This window comes from Streptosporangium heterodermiicola (assembly GCF_051390675.1).
Lineage (GTDB): Bacteria > Actinomycetota > Actinomycetes > Streptosporangiales > Streptosporangiaceae > Streptosporangium.
The window spans coordinates 140,642-156,835 of record NZ_JBPJSR010000012.1; the positions used below are offsets into that span (position 1 = coordinate 140,642).

Here is a 16,194-nt window from a genome sequence, read left to right on the forward strand (position 1 = left end):
ATCAGGCCTCCTTGAACGGGAATCCGAGCTGCTTCAGCAGCGCCCGGCCCTGGTCGTCGGTCTTAGCGGTGGTCACGACCGTGATGTCCATACCACGCTGGCGATCGACCTTGTCCTGGTCGATCTCGTGGAACATGACCTGCTCGGTGAGACCGAAGGTGTAGTTCCCGTTGCCGTCGAACTGCTTGGGCGACAGACCGCGGAAGTCACGGATGCGGGGCAGGGCCAGCGAGAGCAGCCGGTCGAGGAACTCCCACATGCGGTCACCGCGAAGCGTGACGTGCGCGCCGATCGGCATGCCCTCGCGCAGCTTGAACTGGGCGATGGACTTGCGGGCGCGGACGACCGCCGGCTTCTGGCCGGTGATCACGGTGAGGTCGCGGACGGCGCCTTCGATGAGCTTCGAGTCGCGCGCGGCCTCGCCGACGCCCATGTTCACCTTGATCTTGGTGATGGTGGGCACCAGCATGATGTTCTCGAACTCGAACTGCTCGTTCAGCTTCGCGATGATCTCTTCGCGGTAGCGCTGCTTGAGGCGCGGGAGGGCCCGCTGTCCGGTCTCGGTGGTGTTCGCGGTCATCAGTTGTCCTCACCCGTCTCCTCGGAAGCGGCCTTGGCCGACTCCTTCTTGGCGGGCTTGTCGTCCTTGGCCGGCTCCTCGGAAGCGGCCTTGGCCGACTCCTTCTTCGCGGGCTTGTCGTCCTTGGCCGGCTTCTCATCCTTGAGCTTCTTGACGTTGCTCACGTGGATGGGGGCCTCCATGGTCTGCACGCCACCGGTCTTGGCGCCGCGCGGACCCTGGTTGGTCTCCTTGGTGTGCTTCTTGACCATGTTGACGCCCTCGACCACCACACGCTCGTCGCGCGGGTGGGCGGCGATCACACGACCCTTGGCACCCTTGTCCTTGCCGGCGATGACCAGGACGAGGTCACCCTTCTTCACATGAAGCTTCGGCATTACAACACCTCCGGCGCGAGCGAGATGATCCGCATGAACTTCTTGTCACGCAGCTCACGACCGACGGGACCGAAGATGCGGGTGCCCCGGGGGTCGCCGCTGTCCTTGATGATGACGGCGGCGTTCTCGTCGAAGCGGATGTAGGAACCGTCGGGACGACGGCGCTCCTTGACGGTGCGGACGATGACGGCCTTGACCACATCGCCCTTCTTCACGGTGCCGCCGGGGATGGCGTCCTTGACCGTGGCGACGATGATGTCGCCGATTCCCGCGTAACGGCGGCCCGAGCCACCGAGAACACGGATGCAAAGGACTTCCTTCGCACCGGTGTTGTCGGCGACCTTGAGCCGCGACTCCTGCTGGATCACTTGAACTCCTGTTTGTCTCGCCGGTTCTCACCCGTCGTTCCTGGGTGAGCCTTGCGGAACCTGATGGTCTTTTTCCTCCGGCGACAGCCCCTCTCAGGACCGCCGCCACAGGCGGGGCGAAGATCGCTTCGCCCCCTTGGACGCCGTCATGGGGGGTGACGGTGTCACCCCCCACGAGGCGCGTTGCCTACTTGGCCTTCTCGAGGATCTCGATGACCCGCCAGCGCTTGCTGGCGGACAGCGGCCGGGTCTCCATCAGGAGGACACGGTCGCCGACACCGCAGGTGTTGGCCTCGTCGTGCGCCTTGTACTTGGTCGTCCTGCGGATGACCTTGCCGTACAGGGGGTGCTTGACGCGGTCCTCGACAGCGACCACGACAGTCTTGTCCATTTTGTCGCTGACGACCAGACCCTCACGGGTCTTGCGGTAGTTCCGCGTCTCGGTCGTGGTTTCCGTGGCCTCAGCCATCGATCGACTCCTTCTCTACCGTGACGATTCCGAGCTCCCGCTCGCGCATCACGGTGTAGATACGGGCGATCTCGCGGCGGACGGCACGCAACCGCCCGTGGCTCTCCAACTGACCGGTCGCTGCCTGGAAGCGGAGGTTGAACAGCTCCTCCTTGGCTTCCTTCAGCTTCGTGACCAGGGTGTCCTGGTCTTCCACCCGCAGCTCACCGGCGGTCAGGCCCTTAGCCATCACGCCTCACCCACTTCACGCTTGACGAACCGGCACTTCATCGGCAGCTTGTGCATCGCACGCCGCAGGGCCTCGCGAGCCACCGGCTCGGCGACACCCGACAGCTCGAACATGATGCGGCCGGGCTTGACGTTGGCGATCCACCACTCCGGCGAACCCTTACCGGAACCCATGCGGGTCTCGGCGGGCTTCTTCGTGAGGGGGCGGTCCGGATAGATGTTGATCCAGACCTTTCCGCCACGCTTGATGTGACGGGTCATCGCGATACGAGCCGACTCGATCTGGCGGTTGGTCACGTAGGAGTGCTCAATCGCCTGGATGCCGAACTCGCCGAACACGACCCTGGTGCCGCCCTTGGCGGCGCCGTGACGGTCGGGCCGGTGCTGCTTGCGGTGCTTGACCCTGCGCGGGATCAGCATGGTCAGCTCCCTTCAGCACCCGGCTGCGCAGCCGGGCCGGTCTCGGGGGCGGCCTGCGAGGCCGCCTCGTTCCTGGGGGCGGAGGCACGGTCGCCACGGCCGGCACCGGCGCCACGACGGGCGCCACCGGCGCCGCCGCCACGACGGGGACGGTCGCCGCCACCGGCACCGGGGCCACGACGGTCGTCGCGGTCACGACGCTGGCCGGCGCGAGCACCGGCGGCGGCCGCCTCGCGCTCGGCGCGGCTGGTCGGAGCCTCACCCTTGTAGATCCACACCTTCACGCCGATACGGCCGAAGGTGGTGCGGGCCTCGTACAGGCCGTAGTCGATGTCCGCGCGGAGGGTGTGCAGGGGCACGCGGCCCTCGCGGTAGAACTCCGAACGGGACATCTCGGCGCCGCCGAGACGACCGGAGCACTGCACCCGGATGCCCTTGGCGCCGCTCTTCATCGCCGACTGCATCGCCTTGCGCATGGCACGGCGGAACGAGACACGGCTGGACAGCTGCTCGGCCACACCCTGGGCGACGAGCTGAGCGTCGATCTCGGGGTTCTTGACCTCAAGGATGTTCAGCTGGACCTGCTTCTTGGTCAGCTTCTCGAGGTCACCGCGGATCCGGTCCGCCTCGGCGCCGCGGCGGCCGATGACGATGCCCGGACGGGCGGTGTGAATGTCGACCTGTACCCGGTCGGTGGTCCGCTCGATCTCCACCTTGGAGATGCCGGCCCGCTCCATGCCCTTCTTGAGCATGCGGCGGATCGCCACATCCTCGGCAACGTACGACTTGTAGAGCTTGTCGGCATACCACCGGCTCTTGAAGTCGGTCGTGATGCCGAGGCGGAACCCGTGCGGGTTAACCTTCTGACCCACTAGCGGGTCCTCCCCTTCGGCTCGCGGGACTCCACGATCACGGTGATGTGGCTGGTCCGCTTGTTGATCCGATAGGCACGACCCTGAGCACGGGGACGAAACCGCTTCAGCGTCGGGCCCTCGTCGACCCAGGCACGGCTCACGAAGAGCGTGTCACGGTCGAGCTTGAAGTTGTGCTCCGCGTTGGCAATGGCGCTCGAGAGCACCTTGTACACGGTCTCGCTCGCCGACTGGGGAGCGAACTGCAGCACGGCCTGCGCCTCCGAAGCGGGCAGCCCGCGAATGAGGTCCACCACACGGCGGGCCTTCATGGGCGTGTGGCGCGCGAACCGCGCCTGAGCCCTGGCTTCCATCGCTTACTCCTCTTACCCTTCGTTTTGTCCGAGTCCGTCTCGCCTGTGAGGCTCGACGTCCTCGTCCTGAGGCGCTTATCGCCGGCTGCGGCGGTCTTCCTTGACGTGGCTGCGGAAGGTTCGCGTGGGAGCGAACTCACCGAGCTTGTGGCCGATCATCGACTCGGTGACGAACACCGGGACGTGCTTGCGGCCGTCGTGAACGGCGATCGTGTGACCGAGCATGTCGGGCACGATCATGGAGCGCCGCGACCACGTCTTGATGACGTTTTTGGTGCCCTTCTCGTTCTGGACATCCACCTTCTTCTGAAGGTGGTCGTCCACGAAGGGACCCTTCTTAAGGCTACGTGGCATTTTGGCTGCTCCTACCGCTTCTTCCGCTTGGTACGACGGCGGATGATCAGCCGGTCGCTGGCCTTGTTCGCCGCACGGGTTCGTCCCTCGGGCTTGCCCTTGGGGTTGACGGGGTGACGACCGCCGGAGGTCTTACCCTCACCACCACCGTGCGGGTGGTCGACCGGGTTCATCGCGACACCGCGGACGGTGGGGCGCTTGCCCTTCCACCGCATACGGCCGGCCTTGCCCCAGTTGATGTTGGCCTGCTCGGCGTTGCCGACCTGGCCGATCGAGGCCCGGCAGCGAACATCGACCTGGCGCATCTCGCCGGAGGGCATACGCAGCGTGGCGTACTGGCCCTCCTTGGCGAGGAGCTGGATCTGCGCGCCGGCGGACCGGCCCAGCTTGGCGCCACCACCCGGACGGAGCTCCACCGCGTGGATGAAGGTACCGGTCGGGATGTTGCGCAGCGGGAGGCAGTTACCCGGCTTGATGTCGGCCGTGGGGCCGTTCTCGATGTTGTCGCCCTGCTTGAGGCCGGTGGGGCAGAGGATGTAGCGCTTCTCCCCGTCGGCGTAGTGCAGCAGCGCGATGCGGGACGTGCGGTTCGGGTCGTACTCGATGTGAGCGACCTTGGCCGGGATCCCGTCCTTGTCGTGACGCCGGAAATCGATGATCCGGTAGGCGCGCTTGTGGCCACCGCCCTGGTGACGGGTGGTGACTCGGCCGTGGACGTTACGGCCACCCTTGCTGTGCAGGGGTGCAAGCAGCGACTTCTCGGGCGTGCTGCGCGTGATCTCGGCAAAGTCCGAGACGCTGGCGCCGCGGCGACCCGGGGTCGTCGGCTTGAGTTTACGGATGCCCATCTTTTTCGTTCATCCTTCGTCGGTTAATCCGGTCGAATGCCCCTCACCAGGCGGTGAGGGGCTTTCTCCCTGTACTTACTGAGCGAGCGCGTCAGCCGATCTGGCCGAAGATGTCAATCCGGTCGCCCTCGACCAGGCTGACGATGGCTCGCTTGGTGGCCGGGCGCTGGCCGTAGCCGAACCTGGTCCGCTTCCGCTTGCCCTGGCGGTTGATGGTGTTGACGCTGGCGACCTTGACACCGAAGATCTTCTCAACGGCGATCTTGACCTGCGTCTTGTTGGCCGTCTTCCGCACCAGGAACGTGTACTTGTTGTGCTCGTCGATCAGGCCGTAGCTCTTCTCGGAGACAACCGGCTTGATGATGATGTCGCGCGGGTCGGCGATCTTCTCCATCAGGCGTCTTCCTTCCCGCTCTTGCTCAGACGCGCCACGATCTGGTCGTAAGCGTCCTGAGTGAAGACGACGTCGTCGTAGCAGAGCACGTCGTAGGTGTTGAGCTGCCCGGCGTCCAGGAGGTGGACCTCGGGAGCGTTGCGCAGGCTCAGCCAGCTGAGCTCGTCACCCTCGTCGACGACGACCAGGACGCTGCGGGCCTTGGTGAGCCTGCGAAGCGACTCGAGAGCCGCCTTGGTCTTCGGGGTCTCCCCGTCGACCAGACCGCGGACCACGTGAACGCGGCCGCCGGTCGCCCGGTCGGACAGGGCCCCGCGCAGGGCGGCGGCCTTCATCTTCTTGGGAGTCTTCTGCGAGTAGTCCCGCGGAACCGGGCCGTGGACGGTGCCACCGCCGGTGAACTGCGGGGCGCGGGTCGAACCCTGGCGGGCGCGGCCGGTGCCCTTCTGGCGGTACGGCTTCTTGCCGCCGCCTCGGACCTCACCGCGGGTCTTCGCCTTGTGGGTGCCCTGCCGGCGAGCGGCGAGCTGGGCCACGACGACCTGGTGGATCAGCGGGATGTTGACCTTCGTCCCGAAGATGTCCTCCGGCAGGTCGACGGTCCCGGCCTTCTCGCCCTTCACGTCGAGGACGTCAATGGTGCTCACTTGGCAGCCCCCTTCTTGGCGGCGGTGCGGACCAGGACCAGGCTGCCGTTGGCGCCGGGGATCGCACCCTTGATCAGGATGAGGCCCTTCTCGGCGTCCACGGCGTGAACCTTGAGGCTCTGGACGGTCGTGCGGACGTTGCCCATCCGGCCCGCCATGCGCACGCCCTTGAAGACGCGGCCGGGGGTGGCGCAGCCACCGATGGAACCGGGCGAGCGGTGCTTGCGCTGCGTACCGTGCGAGGCGCCCAGGCCCTTGAAGCCGTGGCGCTTCATGACACCCGCGAAACCCTTGCCCTTGCTCTTGCCCGTCACGTCGACGAACTGGCCGGCCTCGAAGGTGTCGGCGAGGAGCTCCTGGCCCAGGGTGTAGTCGCTCGCGTCGTCGGTGCGGATCTCCGCGAAGTAACGGCGCGGGGTGATGTCGTGCTTGCGCAGGTAGTCGCCGAGCGGCTTGTTGACCTTCCGCGGGTCGACCTGGCCGAAGCCAAGCTGGACGGCGGTGTAGCCGTCCTTCTCGGCGGTGCGGACGCGGGTCACGACGCACGGGCCAGCCTCGACGACGGTCACCGGGACCATCCGGTTGTCCGCGTCGAAGACCTGGGTCATGCCGAGCTTCTTGCCCAGGACGCCCTTGATCTTGTTAGCCATGTCAGTGCGTTCCCTCAGAGCTTGATCGAGATGTCAACGCCGGCGGGAAGGTCGAGTCGCATGAGCGAGTCGACCGTCTTCGGCGTCGGGTCGATGATGTCAATCAGCCGCTTGTGCGTGCGCATCTCAAAGTGCTCGCGGCTGTCCTTGTACTTGTGCGGCGAGCGGATGACGCAGTACACGTTCTTCTCGGTCGGCAGCGGCACCGGGCCCGCGACCTTGGCGCCAGTCCTTGTCACCGTCTCGACGATCTTCTTGGCCGAGACGTCGATGACCTCGTGGTCATAGGCCTTGAGCCGAATGCGGATCTTCTGTCCCGCCATAATGGCCTCGGTGTCCTTCACTGTCGTCTGAAAAAGTTACGTGCGGCCTGTTGCCGCTGTGTCATGGCCGGGTCCGTCGGGGACGGTCCCGCCACGTTCGTGCCGGAGCACGTCACGCCCTGGGGCGGCGTTCTCCGCACATGCCCCACGTAGCAGACGCTGTGAGTCCGCGCTTTCTTCCGTGATCTGGCAATTAGTTCGGTCATCCTTCGGCCGAACCAACTGCGAGATCACGGTTCGTGGGGTCCTGCCAGGTCCGCGCCCTGCGGCGCGGCCCCCTCGTGGGGAGGCGGCCGGCCCTGCTTCGAGGGCCGGCCGCCGCTCCGCGATCGTACTACTTGATGATCTTGGTCACTCGACCCGCACCGACGGTGCGGCCACCCTCGCGGATGGCGAACTTGAGACCGTCCTCCATCGCGATGGGCTGGATCAGCGCGACGTTCATCTCCGTGTTGTCGCCGGGCATGACCATCTCGGTGCCCTCGGGGAGGTTCACCACGCCGGTCACGTCGGTCGTACGGAAGTAGAACTGCGGGCGGTAGTTGTTGAAGAACGGGGTGTGGCGGCCGCCCTCGTCCTTGCTCAGGATGTAGACCTGGGCCTCGAACTCGGTGTGCGGGGTGGTCGTGCCCGGCTTGATGATGCACTGGCCGCGCTCGACGTCCTCGCGCTTGATGCCACGGAGGAGCAGGCCGACGTTGTCGCCCGCCTGGCCCTCGTCGAGGAGCTTGCGGAACATCTCGACACCGGTGACCGTGGTGGTGGTCTTGGTCTCCTTGATGCCGATGATGTCGACGGTCTCGTTGACCTTGACGACACCGCGCTCGATACGGCCGGTGACGACCGTGCCGCGACCGGTGATCGAGAAGACGTCCTCGATCGGCATCAGGAACGGCTTCTCGGTCTCACGGGTCGGCTCGGGGACGTTCTCGTCCACGGCGGTCATGAGCTCGATGATCGAGTCGCCCCACTTGGCGTCGCCCTCAAGCGCCTTCAGCGCCGAGACGCGGACGACCGGCAGGTCGTCGCCGGGGAACTCCTGGGCCGAGAGAAGCTCGCGGACCTCAAGCTCGACGAGCTCCAGGATCTCCTCGTCGTCCACCATGTCGGACTTGTTGAGGGCCACGACGATGTAGGGGACGCCGACCTGGCGGGCCAGGAGGACGTGCTCCTTCGTCTGCGGCATCGGGCCGTCGGTGGCGGCGACCACGAGGATCGCACCGTCCATCTGAGCCGCGCCGGTGATCATGTTCTTCACGTAGTCGGCGTGACCGGGGCAGTCCACGTGGGCGTAGTGGCGCTTCTCGGTCTGGTACTCGACGTGCGCGATGGAGATCGTGATACCACGAGCCTTCTCCTCGGGCGCCTTGTCGATCTTGTCGAACGGGGTCGCCTCGTTGAGGTTCGGGAAACGCTCGTGGAGCACCTTGGTGATCGCCGCGGTCAGAGTGGTCTTGCCGTGGTCGATGTGCCCAATGGTGCCGATGTTTACGTGCGGCTTGGTCCGCTCGAACTTGGCCTTGGCCACTGCTCTCTCCTTAGAGATTCTGACGTGACTTGCGTCTTCATATTCGGGCTTGGGGAGGCCGGCTCCTGTTCGGAACCGGCCGGCGAGAGAACTCCCGCCCCGCACCCCTCCGGTGACGGGGGGCGATCTTCTCGCCTCCCGCACCCGGAACGGTGCTGGACTACTCGCCCCGCACCCCTCCGGTAGCGGGGCGACGATCTCCTCGCCTCCCGCACCCGGAACGGTGCTGGACTACTCGCCCCGCACCCCTCCGGTAGCGGGGCGACGATCTCCTCGCCTCCCGCACCCGGAACGGTGCTGGACTACTCGCCCCGCACCTTCGCGACGATCTCCTTGGCGATGTGCGCAGGCACTTCCGCGTAGGAGTCGAACTGCATGCTGTAGCTCGCGCGTCCCTGAGTCTTGCTACGGAGGTCTCCCACGTAGCCGAACATCTCGGAGAGCGGCACGAGCGCCTTGATGATCCGGGCGCCGGAGCGCTCGTCCATCGCCTGGATCTGCCCGCGGCGACCGTTGAGGTCACCGATGACGTCACCCATGTAGTCCTCGGGCGTGGTGACCTCGACGGCCATCATCGGCTCCAGGATTACGGCGTCCGCCTTGCGCGCGGCCTCCTTGAAGGCCATCGAGCCAGCGATCTTGAAGGCCATTTCGGACGAGTCCACCTCGTGGTAGGCGCCGTCCTGCAGGGTGACCTTGACCCCGACCATGGGGTATCCGGCGAGAACACCGAACTCGGCCGCCTCCTGGGCGCCCGCGTCGACCGAGGGGATGTACTCCCTCGGGATGCGGCCACCGGAGACCTTGTTCGAGAACTCGTAACCGTCGTTGCCCTCGCCCAGCGGCTCAATGTCGATGATGACCTTGGCGAACTGGCCGGAACCACCGGTCTGCTTCTTGTGGACGTAGTCGACCTTCTCCACCTTGCGGCGGATGGTCTCCCGGTAGGCCACCTGAGGCCGGCCGATGTTGGCCTCGACCTTGAACTCGCGGCGCATCCGGTCGACGAGGATCTCCAGGTGGAGCTCGCCCATTCCCCAGATGACCGTCTGCCCGGTCTCGTCGTCACGACGGACCTGGAAGGACGGGTCCTCCTCGGCCAGACGCTGGATCGCGGTGCCCAGCTTCTCCTGGTCACCCTTGGTCTTGGGCTCGATGGCGACGCTGATGACCGGCGCCGGGAAGTTCATCGACTCCAGGACCACGGGGTGAGCCGGGTCCGACAGGGTGTCACCGGTGGTGGTGTCCTTCAGGCCCATCACGGCGACGATCTGACCCGCGACGGCCGACGGGCGCTCTTCGCGCTTGTTGGCGTGCATCTGGTAGATCTTGCCGATCCGCTCCTTGCGGCCCTTCACCGAGTTGACCACGGCGGTGCCGGTCTCGAGCGTGCCCGAGTAGATGCGGATGTAGGTGAGGCGGCCAAGGTGCTGGTCGCTCATGATCTTGAAGGCGAGCGCGGAGAAGGGCTCGTTCACGTCGGCGTGACGCTCGATGACCTCCTCCTCCTTGCCGACCGCGTGGCCCTTGAAGGCCGGGATGTCGATCGGGGCGGGGAGGTAGGCGACGATCGCGTCGAGCAGGGGCTGGACGCCCTTGTTCTTGAACGCGGTGCCGGTCAGGACCGGGTTGATGGCGCTGGCCAGCGTGGCGCGGCGGATGGCCGCGACCAGCTGCTCCTCGGCGGGCTCGACGCCCTCCAGGAAGAGCTCCATCAGCTCGTCGTCGTTCTCGGAGACCGTCTCGACGAGCTTGTCACGCCACTCGCGAGCGATCTCGGCGTGCTCGGCCGGGATGTCGACGGTCTCGTACATCTCGCCCTTGGCCGCCTCGGCGCTCCAGAGCAGGCCCTTCATCTTGACCAGGTCGATGACGCCCTTGAAGTCGGCCTCGACGCCCCAGGGAAGCTGGATGACGGCGGGGGTCGCGTTCAGGCGGCTGATCATCATGTCGACGCAGCGGTGGAACTCCGCGCCGACCCGGTCCATCTTGTTGACGAAGCAGATCCTGGGCACTTCGTAGCGGTCGGCCTGACGCCAGACCGTCTCGGACTGCGGCTCGACACCGGCGACGCCGTCGAACACGGCGACGGCACCGTCGAGGACGCGGAGCGAGCGCTCCACCTCGATCGTGAAGTCCACGTGGCCCGGCGTGTCGATGATGTTGATCGTGTGGCCGAGCCATTCGCAGGTCGTGGCAGCGGAGGTGATGGTGATACCACGCTCCTGCTCCTGCTCCATCCAGTCCATCGTGGCTGCGCCCTCGTGGACCTCACCGATCTTGTAGTTGATACCGGTGTAGAACAGGATGCGCTCGGTCGTCGTGGTCTTGCCCGCGTCGATGTGGGCCATGATCCCGATGTTACGGACCTTGGCCAGGTCAAGAGCGGTCGTGGTGGCCACTTCTCTCGCGTCCTCGTCGTCTCGTCGAACCCGCTGTTACCAGCGGTAGTGGGCGAAGGCCTTGTTGGACTCGGCCATCTTGTGGGTGTCCTCGCGCTTCTTGACGCTTGCGCCGAGGCCGTTGCTGGCGTCGAGCAGTTCGTTCATGAGGCGCTCGGTCATGGTCTTCTCGCGGCGGGCGCGGGAGTACTGCACCAGCCAGCGCAGGGCCAGGGTGGTGCTGCGCGCCGCGCGCACCTCGACCGGGACCTGGTAGGTCGCGCCACCGACACGGCGGCTGCGGACCTCAAGGGTGGGCTTGACGTTGTCCAGCGCGCGCTTCAGGGTGACGACCGGGTCGTTGCCGGTCTTCTCCTTGGCGCCTTCGAGGGCGCCGTACACGATGGACTGGGCGATGGATCGCTTGCCGTCCAGGAGCACCTTGTTGATGAGCGCGGTGACCAGGGGCGAGTTGTGAACCGGGTCAGCCATGAGCTGACGACGGCCAGGAGAACCCTTGCGAGGCATTCCTACTTCTCCTTCTTCGCGCCGTAACGGCTACGGGCCTGCTTGCGGTTACGGACACCCTGGGTGTCGAGCGAGCCGCGGATGATCTTGTAGCGAACACCCGGCAGGTCCTTCACACGACCACCACGGACGAGCACGATGGAGTGCTCCTGGAGGTTGTGGCCGACACCGGGGATGTAGGCCGTGACCTCGATGCCGTTGGTGAGCCGGACACGCGCGACCTTGCGGAGCGCGGAGTTCGGCTTCTTCGGGGTCGTGGTGTAAACGCGCATGCAGGTGCCGCGTCGCTGAGGGCTGGCCTTGAGCGCCGGGGTCTTGGTCTTGGTGACCTTGTCCTGGCGGCCCTTGCGGACCAGCTGCTGAATCGTGGGCACCGCGTCTCCGTTCGTGCTAGCCGGTAATTCGAATGTCGTGCATTTTGCAGGTGCTGCCGGTGTCATGACCTGCGGTTCTTTCATCCCCTCCGACCCACGCGGTCGGGCGTGTCGCGTAGGTTCCGCGCCACATCCCGGTTAAGGCCGGTCCGGTGGAGGAGGCCACGCGGCGCCTCTGCCGACTCCCCAGCGGGAAACCTGTCGACGCGCACGCATGAAGGCCCATGAAGACATGGGCACGAAGGAAAAGACTACCCAGCCCAACGCAACACGTCAAAACGGGTGCGTCCGCCAGGCGTCGGCGTTCGTGTCATGACTCCCGCGATCGGTTTCCGACCGACCGCTTCTGGGTCCGTGTCGAGTTTACCCGCCGCCGGGCACTTCTCCGGCCGTTCTCCGCATTAACGTACGGCTTTCGCCGCAACATTCCGGTCAAGAAAGGTCCACATCCCCAGCTACCGGGCCCGCGGGAAGGAAAAAGCGGCGACGGCCGGGAGGCCGAGGGAGGGGAAGGGAGGGACGACGGCCGGAAAAGGCGACGGCGCCCGGCCCCCTTCCGGGGACCGGGCGCCGCCCGTGACCACTCAGCCGTTCAGCGCTCGTGCCGCCTAGCGGTTGTACTGCCCGAAGTCGTACTCCTCCAGCGGCACGGCCTCACCGGAGCCCGAGCCGAAGGTGTAGTCGGCCGCGGAGCCGTCGTAACCGCCGACGGTGTACATGGCGGCCTTCGCCTCCTCGGTCGGCTCGACCCGGATGTTGCGGTACTGGGGCATGCCCGTACCGGCCGGGATGAGCTTTCCGATGATGACGTTCTCCTTGAGGCCGAGCAGCGAGTCCGACTTGGCGTGGATCGCCGCGTCGGTGAGCACTCGGGTCGTCTCCTGGAAGGACGCCGCGGACAGCCAGGACTCGGTGGCGAGCGAGGCCTTGGTGATGCCCATCAGCACCGGGCGTCCGGAGGCCGGCGTGCCGCCCTCCGCCACGCACTCGCGGTTGATCCGCTCGAAGCGCGGCCGCTCGACGAGCTCACCGGGCAGCATGTCGGCGTCGCCGGACTCCAGCACGTTCACGCGCTTGAGCATCTGCCGCACGATGATCTCGATGTGCTTGTCGTGGATCGACACACCCTGCGAGCGGTAGACCTGCTGGACCTCCGCCACGAGGTGCAGCTGCACGGCACGGGGGCCGAGGATGCGCAGCACCTCGTTGGGGTTGACCGCACCGGCGATCAGCTGCTGGCCGACACCGGCCCGCTGCCCGTCGGAGACGAGCATGCGCGACCGCATCGACACCGGGTACGCGACCTCCTCGGAACCGTCGTCCGGGACGATCACGATCTTCCGCGTCTTGTCGGTCTCGTCGATGCGGACCCGGCCCTCGGCCTCGCTGATCGGGGCGACGCCCTTGGGGACGCGCGCCTCGAAGAGCTCCTGCACACGGGGCAGACCGTGGGTGATGTCCGCACCCGCCACACCACCGGTGTGGAAGGTACGCATCGTCAGCTGGGTGCCGGGCTCGCCGATCGACTGGGCGGCGATGATGCCGACCGCCTCGCCGACGTCCACGAGCTTGCCGGTCGCGAGCGAGCGGCCGTAGCAGGTGGCGCAGACACCGATCTTGGCCTCGCAGACGAGGGCGCTGCGGGTCCTGACGGTCTCCACACCGGCCTCGACCAGCGCGGTGACGTGGATGTCGTTGATGTCGACGCCCACCGGCACGATGATCTTGCCGTCCACCTCCACGTCCTCGGCGAGGATGCGGCCGTGCACGTTGCTCTCGGCGTTCTCCGCCTTGACCAGGTTGCCCTGGGCGTCGCGCTCGCCGACGTGCAGCGGGACGCCGCGGTCGGTGCCGCAGTCGATCTCGCGGACGATGACGTCCTGCGCGACGTCCACCAGACGACGGGTCAGGTAACCCGAGTCGGCGGTCCGCAGCGCGGTGTCCGCCAGCCCCTTCCGCTGGCCGTGGGTGGAGATGAAGTACTCCAGCACCGACAGGCCCTCGCGGAACGAGGCCTTGATCGGACGCGGGATCGTCTCACCCTTGGTGTTGGACACCAGACCGCGGATGCCGGAGATCTGCCGGACCTGCATCAGGTTTCCTCGGGCGCCCGACTGGACCATCATCCAGACCGGGTTGGTCTTCGGGAACGCCTTCTGCATGTCGTCGGTCACGTCACTGGTCGCGTGCGTCCAGATCTCGATGAGCTCCTGGCGGCGCTCCTCGTCCGTGATCAGACCGCGCTCGTACTCACGCTGGACCTTGTCGGCCCTGCGCTCGTACGTCTCCATGATCTCGGCCTTGTTCGGCGGCGAGATGACGTCCTCGATGGAGATCGTCACACCGGCCCTGGTCGCCCAGTAGAAACCGGCGTCCTTGAGGGCGTCGAGCGCCGCGGCGACCTCGACCTTGGGGTACTTCTCGGCGAGCTCGTTGACGATGACCGACAGCTGCTTCTTGCCGACCTGCGAGTTCACGTACGGGTAGTTAGCCGGAAGGGTCTGGTTGAACAGGCAACGGCCCAGGGTGGTCTCCAGGCGGTAGCTGTCACCCGCCTCCCAGCCCTCGGGACCGGCCCAGCCGCGGGGCGGCGGGACGTCGCCCTTCATCCGGATCTGGATCAGCGACTGGATGTCCAGCTCGCGGCGGTCGAAGGCCATGAGCGCCTCCGACACCGAGCCGAAGACCCGGCCCCTGCCGACGCCGTTCTCGTCCTCGTCCTTGAGCGTGGTCAGCGAGTAGAGGCCGATGATCATGTCCTGGGTGGGCATGGTCACGGGCTTGCCGTCGGCCGGCTTGAGGATGTTGTTCGTCGACAGCATCAGGATGCGGGCCTCGGCCTGCGCCTCGGCCGACAGCGGCAGGTGCACGGCCATCTGGTCACCGTCGAAGTCCGCGTTGAACGCGGTGCAGACGAGCGGGTGGATCTGGATGGCCTTGCCCTCGACCAGCTGCGGCTCGAAGGCCTGGATGCCCAGGCGGTGCAGGGTCGGCGCGCGGTTGAGCAGCACGGGGTGCTCGGTGATGACCTCTTCGAGGACGTCCCACACGACCGGCCGGGCACGCTCGACCATCCGCTTGGCCGACTTGATGTTCTGCGCGTGGTTCAGGTCGACCAGGCGCTTCATCACGAACGGCTTGAAGAGCTCCAGCGCCATCTGCTTGGGCAGGCCGCACTGGTGCAGCTTCAGCTGCGGGCCGACGACGATGACCGAACGGCCGGAGTAGTCGACTCGCTTGCCCAGCAGGTTCTGGCGGAACCGGCCCTGCTTGCCCTTCAGCATGTCGCTGAGGGACTTCAGGGGACGGTTGCCGGGCCCGGTGACCGGGCGGCCGCGGCGGCCGTTGTCGAACAGCGCGTCGACGGCCTCCTGGAGCATCCGCTTCTCGTTGTTCACGATGATCTCGGGGGCACCGAGGTCGAGAAGCCGCTTGAGGCGGTTGTTCCGGTTGATCACCCGGCGGTACAGGTCGTTCAGGTCCGAGGTCGCGAACCGGCCACCGTCGAGCTGCACCATCGGGCGCAGGTCCGGCGGGATGACCGGGATGCAGTCGAGGACCATCCCGTTGGGCGAGTTGCGGGTGTTCAGGAACGCCGACACGACCTTGAGACGCTTGAGCGCGCGGGCCTTCTTCTGGCCCTTGCCGCTGCGGATCGTCTCGCGCAGGTTCTCGGCCTCAAGGGCGAGGTCGAAGTTGGTCAGACGCTCCTGGATGGCCTGGGCGCCCATGCCACCGCGGAAGTAGCGGCCGAAACGGTCGCGCATCTCGCGGTAGAGGAGCTCGTCGCCCTCAAGGTCCTGGACCTTGAGGTTCTTGAAGCGGCTCCAGACCTCGTCCAGCCGGTCCAGCTCGCGCTGGGCCCGGTCGCGCAGCTGCCGCATCTCACGCTCGGCGCCCTCGCGGACCTTGCGGCGCTGGTCGCCCTTGGCGCCCGCGGCCTCAAGCTCGGCCAGGTCGGTCTCCAGCTTGCGCTGGCGAGCCTCGATGTCGGCGTCACGGCGCTGCTCGATGTGCTGCCGCTCGACGGAGATCTTCGCCTCCAGCGACGGCAGGTCACGCTCGCGCATTTCCTTGTCGACGTGCGTGATCATGTAGGCCGCGAAGTAGATGACCTTCTCAAGATCCTTCGGGGCCAGGTCGAGCAGGTATCCCAGACGGGACGGGACACCCTTGAAGTACCAGATGTGCGTGACGGGCGCGGCCAGCTCGATGTGGCCCATCCGCTCACGACGCACCTTGGCGCGGGTCACCTCGACGCCACAGCGCTCACAGATGATGCCCTTGAAACGGACGCGCTTGTACTTACCGCAGTAGCACTCCCAGTCACGGGTCGGACCGAAGATCTTCTCGCAGAAGAGTCCGTCCTTCTCGGGCTTGAGCGTCCGGTAGTTGATCGTCTCGGGCTTCTTCACCTCGCCGTGCGACCACTGGCGGATGTCGTCGGCGGTCGCGAGGCCGATCCGAAGCTCGTCGAAGAAGTTGACGTCGAGCACTATG

19 protein-coding genes are annotated in these 16,194 nt (G+C 66.4%); all 19 read right to left on the reverse strand.

All coding sequences use genetic code 11. The features are described from left to right. Position 1: 1 nt before the first annotated feature. Positions 2-580: a 50S ribosomal protein L5 gene (rplE, locus tag ACSC1Q_RS25455; protein ID WP_329089947.1), complete on the reverse strand. Its 579-nt coding sequence runs from the start codon at positions 578-580 to the stop codon at positions 2-4. Continuing rightward, a complete protein-coding gene (rplX, locus tag ACSC1Q_RS25460; RefSeq protein WP_436761213.1) occupies positions 580-957 on the reverse strand; it encodes a 50S ribosomal protein L24 in 378 nt (125 codons plus the stop codon). Before rplX ends, rplE begins: the two co-directional genes overlap by 1 nt. After that, positions 957-1,325 carry a 50S ribosomal protein L14 gene (gene rplN / locus ACSC1Q_RS25465; RefSeq protein ID WP_012887841.1) on the reverse strand — a complete coding sequence of 123 codons (369 nt, stop codon included), beginning with the start codon at positions 1,323-1,325 and terminating at the stop codon, positions 957-959. Before rplN ends, rplX begins: the two co-directional genes overlap by 1 nt. Before the next feature lie 187 nt (positions 1,326-1,512). Further along, complete coding sequence (gene rpsQ, locus ACSC1Q_RS25470) at positions 1,513-1,794, reverse strand: 30S ribosomal protein S17 (protein ID WP_326635528.1); 282 nt, start codon at positions 1,792-1,794, stop codon at positions 1,513-1,515. Further along, positions 1,787-2,023, reverse strand: coding sequence for a 50S ribosomal protein L29 (rpmC, locus tag ACSC1Q_RS25475; protein ID WP_030912909.1), 237 nt, complete (start codon positions 2,021-2,023; stop codon positions 1,787-1,789). The genes rpsQ and rpmC overlap by 8 nt, the downstream gene beginning before the upstream one ends. Continuing rightward, positions 2,023-2,442, reverse strand: coding sequence for a 50S ribosomal protein L16 (rplP, locus tag ACSC1Q_RS25480; protein WP_030912912.1), 420 nt, complete (start codon positions 2,440-2,442; stop codon positions 2,023-2,025). The genes rpmC and rplP overlap by 1 nt, the downstream gene beginning before the upstream one ends. 2 nt (positions 2,443-2,444) lie before the next feature. Continuing rightward, entirely contained in the window at positions 2,445-3,314 is an 870-nt protein-coding gene (gene rpsC, locus ACSC1Q_RS25485) for a 30S ribosomal protein S3 (protein WP_344746699.1), read from the reverse strand. Further along, positions 3,314-3,667, reverse strand: coding sequence for a 50S ribosomal protein L22 (gene rplV / locus ACSC1Q_RS25490; RefSeq protein ID WP_030912916.1), 354 nt, complete (start codon positions 3,665-3,667; stop codon positions 3,314-3,316). The genes rpsC and rplV overlap by 1 nt, the downstream gene beginning before the upstream one ends. A 75-nt stretch (positions 3,668-3,742) precedes the next feature. Further along, complete coding sequence (gene rpsS, locus ACSC1Q_RS25495; protein ID WP_012887835.1) at positions 3,743-4,021, reverse strand: 30S ribosomal protein S19; 279 nt, start codon at positions 4,019-4,021, stop codon at positions 3,743-3,745. A gap of 11 nt (positions 4,022-4,032) precedes the next feature. Then, complete coding sequence (gene rplB / locus ACSC1Q_RS25500) at positions 4,033-4,869, reverse strand: 50S ribosomal protein L2 (protein ID WP_329089941.1); 837 nt, start codon at positions 4,867-4,869, stop codon at positions 4,033-4,035. A gap of 91 nt (positions 4,870-4,960) precedes the next feature. Further along, on the reverse strand, positions 4,961-5,263 hold the full coding sequence (rplW, locus tag ACSC1Q_RS25505) for a 50S ribosomal protein L23 (protein WP_030912923.1): 303 nt from the start codon (positions 5,261-5,263) through the stop codon (positions 4,961-4,963). Next, on the reverse strand, positions 5,263-5,910 hold the full coding sequence (gene rplD, locus ACSC1Q_RS25510) for a 50S ribosomal protein L4 (protein ID WP_436761214.1): 648 nt from the start codon (positions 5,908-5,910) through the stop codon (positions 5,263-5,265). The genes rplW and rplD overlap by 1 nt, the downstream gene beginning before the upstream one ends. Then, positions 5,907-6,560 carry a 50S ribosomal protein L3 gene (rplC, locus tag ACSC1Q_RS25515; protein WP_329089937.1) on the reverse strand — a complete coding sequence of 218 codons (654 nt, stop codon included), beginning with the start codon at positions 6,558-6,560 and terminating at the stop codon, positions 5,907-5,909. Before rplC ends, rplD begins: the two co-directional genes overlap by 4 nt. Before the next feature lie 14 nt (positions 6,561-6,574). Continuing rightward, complete coding sequence (gene rpsJ / locus ACSC1Q_RS25520; RefSeq protein ID WP_030912931.1) at positions 6,575-6,883, reverse strand: 30S ribosomal protein S10; 309 nt, start codon at positions 6,881-6,883, stop codon at positions 6,575-6,577. A gap of 334 nt (positions 6,884-7,217) precedes the next feature. Further along, positions 7,218-8,411, reverse strand: a complete 1,194-nt coding sequence (gene tuf / locus ACSC1Q_RS25525) for an elongation factor Tu (RefSeq protein WP_350970957.1) — start codon at positions 8,409-8,411, stop codon at positions 7,218-7,220. Positions 8,412-8,713: 302 nt separating this feature from the next. Further along, a complete protein-coding gene (fusA, locus tag ACSC1Q_RS25530; RefSeq protein ID WP_436761336.1) occupies positions 8,714-10,762 on the reverse strand; it encodes an elongation factor G in 2,049 nt (682 codons plus the stop codon). Positions 10,763-10,849: 87 nt separating this feature from the next. Beyond that, positions 10,850-11,320, reverse strand: a complete 471-nt coding sequence (gene rpsG, locus ACSC1Q_RS25535) for a 30S ribosomal protein S7 (RefSeq protein WP_012887827.1) — start codon at positions 11,318-11,320, stop codon at positions 10,850-10,852. Positions 11,321-11,322: 2 nt separating this feature from the next. Further along, the gene (rpsL, locus tag ACSC1Q_RS25540; protein WP_012887826.1) at positions 11,323-11,694 is read right to left on the reverse strand and encodes a 30S ribosomal protein S12; all 372 of its coding nucleotides are present in this window, start codon (positions 11,692-11,694) and stop codon (positions 11,323-11,325) included. Positions 11,695-12,302: 608 nt separating this feature from the next. Beyond that, positions 12,303-16,190, reverse strand: a complete 3,888-nt coding sequence (locus ACSC1Q_RS25545; protein ID WP_436761215.1) for a DNA-directed RNA polymerase subunit beta' — start codon at positions 16,188-16,190, stop codon at positions 12,303-12,305. Between the last annotated feature and the right edge of the window lie 4 nt (positions 16,191-16,194).

Excerpts from the sequence above, each read along its gene's own strand:
- rplE (WP_329089947.1), bottom strand. The coding sequence starts at position 580 with ATGACCGCGAACACCACCGAGACCGGACAGCGGGCCCTCCCGCGCCTC.
- rplX (WP_436761213.1), bottom strand. The coding sequence starts at position 957 with ATGCCGAAGCTTCATGTGAAGAAGGGTGACCTCGTCCTGGTCATCGCC.
- rpsQ (WP_326635528.1), bottom strand. The coding sequence starts at position 1,794 with ATGGCTGAGGCCACGGAAACCACGACCGAGACGCGGAACTACCGCAAG.
- rpmC (WP_030912909.1), bottom strand. The coding sequence starts at position 2,023 with ATGGCTAAGGGCCTGACCGCCGGTGAGCTGCGGGTGGAAGACCAGGAC.
- rplP (WP_030912912.1), bottom strand. The coding sequence starts at position 2,442 with ATGCTGATCCCGCGCAGGGTCAAGCACCGCAAGCAGCACCGGCCCGAC.
- rplV (WP_030912916.1), bottom strand. The coding sequence starts at position 3,667 with ATGGAAGCCAGGGCTCAGGCGCGGTTCGCGCGCCACACGCCCATGAAG.
- rpsS (WP_012887835.1), bottom strand. The coding sequence starts at position 4,021 with ATGCCACGTAGCCTTAAGAAGGGTCCCTTCGTGGACGACCACCTTCAG.
- rplB (WP_329089941.1), bottom strand. The coding sequence starts at position 4,869 with ATGGGCATCCGTAAACTCAAGCCGACGACCCCGGGTCGCCGCGGCGCC.
- rplW (WP_030912923.1), bottom strand. The coding sequence starts at position 5,263 with ATGGAGAAGATCGCCGACCCGCGCGACATCATCATCAAGCCGGTTGTC.
- rplC (WP_329089937.1), bottom strand. The coding sequence starts at position 6,560 with ATGGCTAACAAGATCAAGGGCGTCCTGGGCAAGAAGCTCGGCATGACC.
- rpsJ (WP_030912931.1), bottom strand. The coding sequence starts at position 6,883 with ATGGCGGGACAGAAGATCCGCATTCGGCTCAAGGCCTATGACCACGAG.
- fusA (WP_436761336.1), bottom strand. The coding sequence starts at position 10,762 with ATGGCCCACATCGACGCGGGCAAGACCACGACGACCGAGCGCATCCTG.
- rpsG (WP_012887827.1), bottom strand. The coding sequence starts at position 11,320 with ATGCCTCGCAAGGGTTCTCCTGGCCGTCGTCAGCTCATGGCTGACCCG.